Below are 6,068 nucleotides of genomic sequence, written 5' to 3'. Positions count from 1 at the left end.
GGCTTCCCCGGAGGGATGCTGAAAAGCCCAACCCGCCCCTCCATGGTCAAGGAGAACGCGGGTCAGGCTTGTTATTCAAGCATATCCAATTACTTAGCCCACATCTCATCGTGCTTAACGAAGAAGCGCTTCCTCGTCTCATTGCTCAAGAATGGGATGTAAGCACTCTCACTCTTGTCATGTCTATATTGAATCTCCCAACCCCCGTCCTTCTGGCAGGCAGTGTCCGGAGCAAGCAATGCATACCTAAACTTCGCCGCATGGCCAGGGAGGTCATGAACAACAGAAAAGTCATGCCAGCTGAGATTCCAGTCGAGGCCAAGACTAATATGGCATCGCTTCTGTTTGAATATGCAGTTATCAGGGTTTCTGCCATTGGTCTTGAGCACTCTAGGCAATGTCCCGGCTTTGACGAATGCACTACCAAACTCCCTGGACCATCCCTGCGGTGGTTCTTTGCTTCCACCCCAGAACCGTGAATCATTGGTCAGTGCGATCGACACCCCGTACACGGGCTTAGCATTCTCCGCCTCCAACCCGGCTTCGTGCCGCAATAGCAGCTCGACTTTAAGAGCATCTTTCACAACATCGTATGGAAAAGCCGGCGCATCGTTTGGTGGCTCGAAAACCTCTTTGTCTTTATTGCGGGCTAAAGTGACATACTTCAATTCAATGGCAACTGCATCACCATCCTTGTCCTTGCCCACAATATCTACATCTATCCGCTGACGGTTGGTGAGTGCATCTGTCCGAAGGGGCTGTTCCCTCCACCACTGCCAACCACCTCCTTGTGTGAGATCCTCAAGGCCTTCCACAAGAGCTTTTTGAAAGGCGTCCTCTAGCTCACCCGGACTACGCCGGCCACCCTTGGAAGTATGCTCAAAATAACCTGAATCTGGCCGCGCTTTTTTCATCGCCTCATGAATCAATTGTTGCACACCATCAAAATCCGTTACTTTCAGGTTCGCATACCCCATCAGCCACCTCCGAAACAATATTTTGTGAATTGAAGCTCCTCGAATGAAGTCAAGCATGGCTTTGACCAAAACTCAACCAACCGCCGCAAGAAACCCAATGCCGCTCTCGCGTCCCGTCTCCGGCTTGTGCGCGCACTCCTTTTCCAGGTGATCGAGGAGTGCCTCGTCATCCAGTTCCCGGCCGAAGAGGTGGTTCTGCCGGGTGGCGATGGCGAAATCACCGGGGGCCAGGGTGTGTAGCCGCTTCAGGCGCTTGACGACCGCTCTGGGCAGCGGGCCTCGCCGGCCCAGGGTGCGGCGGAACAGGCTCTGGGCCTGATCAGGCCGCAGCCAGTCAAAGCCCACCTTGAGATCAAAGCGCCGCAGGCTGGCCGAGTCCAGGGCCTCCAGGAAGTTGGTGGTGGCCACGAACCATCCCTGGAAGGCCTCCATCTGGGTGAGGAACTCGTTGATCTGGCTGACTTCCCAGCCGGCCCGCGCGTTGATCCGGCTCCTGAGAAAGCTGTCCGCCTCGTCAAGTACGAGTACGGCCTTGCGCTTGTGGGCCTCCGCGAACATGTCCGCCAGGTTCTTTTCCGTCTCGCCCACGTACTTGTCCAGCAGATCCGATGCGCGACGCACCATGACCGGACGCCCCAGGCGTCCTGCCAAATAACGTCCAAGGGCGGACTTGCCCGTGCCCGGCGGCCCATGAAACAGCAGGCGTCCGCCCTTCCCTTTCTGCAGCAGGGTCACAAGCTGTTCAGGTGACGGGTCCGTGTTCAGGAAACGCGGCTCGAACTGATCACGCTGTGCCACCGCCGATGTCTTTTTCGTCGCGCCATGGAAGCGGCGGCCGAGGGCCTCCATCTGCCCGGTCAGCACCCGCTCGGCCACCTTGCGTGCCCGCTCCGGGTCATTGGGTGCCACGGCTCGGGCGACCTGGGCGGCACGCTCGGTGACGGCCGGGGACAGACCACGACGCGCAGCCAGCTCCTTCAGCCACTCCTCACCGACCGCCAGATCATCGAAATGGGCCTTGAGGATGCGTGCCTTCTGCTTGCGATCGGGCTCGGCCAACTCCAGAACCACATCGAATCGTCGGATGTAGGCCGGGTCCAGCTGGCGGATGCGGTTGCTCAGCCAGATGGTGGGAACGGCGTTTGTTTCCAGCAGCCGGTTCACCCAGGCCTTGCCGGGACCCTGGCGCGAACTGAACAAGTCCATGGGGCTGGAGCCGGGAAAGACATCCTCGATTTCATCGAACACCACCAGTGCCTGCTCATCACCAGCCAAAATGGCCTGGGCCAGCTGGAAGCTGGCGAAGCGCTGCTCTGGCTTGAGCGCGGTGCCATCACCCTGTTCGAAAGCCACCTCGAAGACTTCACACTCCAGGATCTGGCCAAGCAGTCGCGCCAGCTCCGTCTTGCCGACACCCGGCGGGCCATGAATGAGCACATTGACGCCAGGGCGCCCACCGCTGGAGGCAAGGTAGTCGCGCAGCAGGGTGACATCGTGCTCTACATGGCGGAAATCCTCCAGGGCCAGCCGCGGACGGGCGGCGCGGATGATCTGCTCGGAGAACAGGTCAATCGGCTCACGGCCCTCCACGCAGAGATTCGGCCCAATGCCCGGCATGGGGGCCAGGAGCATCTGCCTGGCGTGACGGCGATGAATCGCATCAATCAGGCCGCTGCGCTGCAGGCGGTTGCCAGGCGCCAGTGCATTGGCGACGGCTCGGCGATCAATGCCCGTGCAGATGGAAAGGAGATCGGGCATGCCATTGATTCGCCCTGCCTTCATGGCGTCGTCCAGGGCGTCCTCAAACCATTCATAGACCTGCCCGAAGACGGCGAACCCCAGGATGACCTCTTCTACCTCTGACAGCTTCAGATGCCGTGCCAGGCGATCAATATTGACCATCAGCGTGTCCGCCTCCGGGCAGCCTTCTTCCTCAAAGGCCTTCAGGCGCTCCTGGGCAACTTCCAGACTGCCCTGAACGTGCAGCTCCTGCTCGCGAGGGAAACGGAGTACCTGACAGGCTTCTGCACCCAGACGGGTGGACATGAAGTTGCCGTCCGGCCACGGCAATGTCTGCACCAGCAGCCTCAGGGTCCAGATGGCCGCCGTGTATTCTGAAGCCGAATGGGGCTGAGCCATTCGCGCCTCCAACTCACCGTAAGCGGATCTCAGCATCGCTTGATCTCCTCTGCGCCATTACCTGGACAGTATGTCAGCCACATGCGACAGGACATGTCGTGTTAAGGGTGTTCAATGAGCGCTTCAACGTATGGAGGTACCGTCATGGCCATGGCAACCAGTACGCTGGAGTCACTGTTGGCTGATGTAATGGGTGAGGCAGAGCGCATGGAGCGTCTGCGGTATCGCCGCAATACAGGGCCGGCACCCCGCCGCTGGAGCGGCCAGATGCGGATTGTGCTGTCCATGGCGCGCCAGGATGGCAATGCGCTGGACTTCCTCCATGCCCTGCACAACATGCTGAGAAGCGGACACTACAGCGCGGACGACATCTGGCAGTTTCGCTGCCTGATGCATGAACGCCCCAATGGGCCATGTCTGCCCCGTGACGAAATCTGCCAGGCCATGGAGAACAGCAAGGATCGCTGGGACTGGAGTTCTGAGGTTCCCAATGAAGGGCTCACGGCTCTCACGGATCTGCGACTTTACCGTGCGCTCAAGAACGAGACCCTGGAGACACTTTTCTTTGAGGCCCTGCTCTGCGACCAGATGACGCCAGGCCAGGTGGCACTGTTGGCGGCCGCCTTTCGTGAGGTGCCGGACGATCCTTGGCTCAGAAGCCTGCTGCACGAGAAGCTGGCCACCCTTCACTTCAGCTTCGATGCACAGCACCCGGACGGTGTGGAGCGATTTCAGGACTCGCTCAGGGCCAGCTTCCATGAAAGCGTGACTCACCAGCCTCTGATGAGCCTGGCAAACAGCGTACTTGAAGCTGGCGATACCGGACTGGTCGTGCAGCTGATCCGCGGGTTGCGGAACAACCCGGCAACGGTTCCTTCGGTAGACTGCCTTGCCAGGCTTCTGGCGGCGGGGCACAAGGAAGCCAGGGCTGCGCTGATCTCCATTGGTATTCATTCCCAGGGTAAAGTCCCTGCAGATGTGACGGGGCGTGCATTGTCGCTGGGCCTGAGCTCCTAATCCGCCGGGACGTTGGCACTGCCCTTTGCAGCGTGCTTCTTGAGCCATTCCATCTGGGACTGGGTCTCGACGGCACCACGCCGTGCGCTGCGTACCCGATCCACCGCGTCGTGAGCACTGTCGCCGGCCTCAATCAGCAGAGTGGAAGCAATCGTACCGGCCCGGCCCAGGCCGCCCATGCAGTGGACGAGAATCCGTCCGTCGTTTTTGAGGGCGCGGTGTTCTTCGAGGACCAGGCCGGGGCCTCGGCGGAGACGGTCTACAGCTGGCTGCTGGAAAAGGGCGTACCGGTCGGGCTCTCGCCCCTGGATGATCATGTCTGTCCGAGGGGTGATGCCGGGGGAGATGATGGCAACGGCCGCGAGGACAAGCCGGTGGACCCGGACTACCGGCCGGACCGGGACCCGGCCATCGAGACCGACTGGGAAGGCTATCTGATCGAGACCGCCCAGCAGATGCCGGGCGACATTCCCTCGGGCCTGGCGCGGCGGGTAGGCGAGCTGGGCCGCAGCCGCGTGCCCTGGCAGACCGTGCTGCGCCGTTTCGTGACCCGCAGCTTCGACCGCCAGTTCAGATGGGTGCCGCCCAACCGCCGCCTGCTCAGTCAGGGCCTCTACCTCCCCGGCCAGCGCGGCGAGCGCCTCGACATCGCCGTGGCCGTGGACACCAGCGGCAGCACCGCCGATCTCATGCCGGCCTTCCTCGCCGAACTCAAGGCCATCCTCCACGGCTTCGGCCGCTACCGCATCCGCCTGCTCGCCTGCGACGCCGCCATCCACAGCGACGAAGTCATCGAAGACGGCGAGGCTCTGCCGATCCTGGACCAGCTCCCGGGCGGCGGCGGCACCGACTTCCGCCCCGTCTTCGAGCGCCTCTCAGAAGAGCCCCCCATGGCCCTGGTATTCCTCACCGACGGCTACGGCCCGGCCCCCAATGAACGCCCCGGCTGGCCGACGCTGTGGGTGACGGATTCAAATGGGGTGCAACCGGCGAACTGGGGGGAGTGGGTGAAAATCCAGTGAACAGTGAGCAGGCGGAGGGTAGCCCGTCTTTCTGTAGGAGGGGCATTCCTGCCCCGATGGGGCTTCGGGCTGGCCTATCGCGACAGGAATGTCGCGCCACCGTAAGAATGCTGGAGAAGGCCTGCTTGAGTGGGTAATACCCCCGAAAAACAGTGGCATTCAGAAGTAGAATTTTCTCATAATATGGCAGGAGGAGATTCTGCATGAAGAAATCACGGTACAGCGACAGCCAGATTCTGAGCATTCTCAAGCAGGCCGAGGCCGGTACGCCGGTCCCCGAGCTCTGCCGAGAGCACGGCATGAGCAGTGCAAGCTTCTACAAATGGCGGGCCAAATTCGGTGGCATGGACGCCTCGATGATGAGCCGCCTGAAGGAGCTGGAGGCGGAAAATCGCCGCCTTAAGAAGATGTACGCCGAAGAACGATTGATGTCGGAGATCCGGAAGGAAGCTCTGGAGGGAAAGTACTGAGGCCATCTCGACGTCGAGAGATGGCCCAAAAAATCGTGGCAGAGCGTGAGGTTAGTATCCGGTTTGCCTGCCAAACCTTCGGGATCAGCGAGACCTGCTACCGCTATCAGCCGATCCTGTCGGACGAGAATGCCGAGATTGCGGATTGGCTGATCAGGCTGACGACGACCTACCGGAACTGGGGGTTCATGCTCTGCTTTCTCTACTTGAGAAACATCAAGCGCTTCAAATGGAACCACAAGCGGGTCTATCGGATTTATCGGGAGTTGGAGCTCAACCTGCGAATCAAGCCGAAAAAGCGGCTGGTTCGGGAAAAGCCGGAACCGCTGACCGTGCCGGAAGCCATCAACCAGGTCTGGTCGATGGATTTCATGCACGATCAGCTCGCCGATGGCCGTAGTTTTCGGCTTTTTAACATTCTAGACGACTTCAACCGGGAGGGG

5 protein-coding genes and 1 pseudogene are annotated in these 6,068 nt (G+C 60.5%); 3 read left to right on the top strand and 3 right to left on the bottom strand.

Annotated elements, in window-relative coordinates; translation table 11 throughout:
• Positions 1–89 precede the first annotated feature (89 nt).
• Together ACJWXQ_RS09390 and ACJWXQ_RS09385 are read right to left on the bottom strand one after the other, a co-directional pair.
• On the bottom strand, positions 90–977 hold the full coding sequence (locus ACJWXQ_RS09390) for a hypothetical protein (RefSeq protein WP_406672672.1): 888 nt from the start codon (positions 975–977) through the stop codon (positions 90–92).
• Between the two features lie 72 nt (positions 978–1,049).
• On the bottom strand, positions 1,050–3,152 hold the full coding sequence (locus ACJWXQ_RS09385; RefSeq protein ID WP_406672671.1) for an AAA family ATPase: 2,103 nt from the start codon (positions 3,150–3,152) through the stop codon (positions 1,050–1,052).
• 108 nt (positions 3,153–3,260) lie between these two features.
• On the opposite strand from ACJWXQ_RS09385, the gene ACJWXQ_RS09380 reads away from it, so the two are divergent.
• Positions 3,261–4,133, top strand: coding sequence for a hypothetical protein (locus ACJWXQ_RS09380; protein WP_406672670.1), 873 nt, complete (start codon positions 3,261–3,263; stop codon positions 4,131–4,133).
• Here ACJWXQ_RS09380 and ACJWXQ_RS09375 read toward each other — a convergent pair.
• Entirely contained in the window at positions 4,130–4,312 is a 183-nt protein-coding gene (locus ACJWXQ_RS09375; protein WP_406672669.1) for a hypothetical protein, read from the bottom strand. The genes ACJWXQ_RS09380 and ACJWXQ_RS09375 overlap by 4 nt on opposite strands.
• A gap of 3 nt (positions 4,313–4,315) precedes the next feature.
• Between ACJWXQ_RS09375 and ACJWXQ_RS09370 the strand changes: the two genes are divergently transcribed.
• Positions 4,316–5,155 carry a VWA-like domain-containing protein gene (locus ACJWXQ_RS09370; RefSeq protein WP_406672668.1) on the top strand — a complete coding sequence of 280 codons (840 nt, stop codon included), beginning with the start codon at positions 4,316–4,318 and terminating at the stop codon, positions 5,153–5,155.
• A 203-nt stretch (positions 5,156–5,358) separates the two neighbouring features.
• Positions 5,359–6,068: pseudogene (locus ACJWXQ_RS09365) on the top strand (transposase); the annotation flags it as partial.

It is taken from the genome of Natronospira sp. (genome assembly GCF_007134575.1).
Taxonomy (GTDB): Bacteria; Pseudomonadota; Gammaproteobacteria; order Natronospirales; family Natronospiraceae; genus Natronospira; species Natronospira elongata.
Note: the sequence above shows the minus strand (reverse complement) of the source record. Positions and strands in the feature narration are given on the sequence as shown.

What these genes read in the sequence shown, in the direction of transcription:
- ACJWXQ_RS09375 (WP_406672669.1), bottom strand. Translation starts at nt 4,312, where the DNA reads ATGGGCGGCCTGGGCCGGGCCGGTACGATTGCTTCCACTCTGCTGATT.
- ACJWXQ_RS09380 (WP_406672670.1), top strand. Translation starts at nt 3,261, where the DNA reads ATGGCCATGGCAACCAGTACGCTGGAGTCACTGTTGGCTGATGTAATG.
- ACJWXQ_RS09385 (WP_406672671.1), bottom strand. Translation starts at nt 3,152, where the DNA reads ATGCTGAGATCCGCTTACGGTGAGTTGGAGGCGCGAATGGCTCAGCCC.
- ACJWXQ_RS09390 (WP_406672672.1), bottom strand. Translation starts at nt 977, where the DNA reads ATGGGGTATGCGAACCTGAAAGTAACGGATTTTGATGGTGTGCAACAA.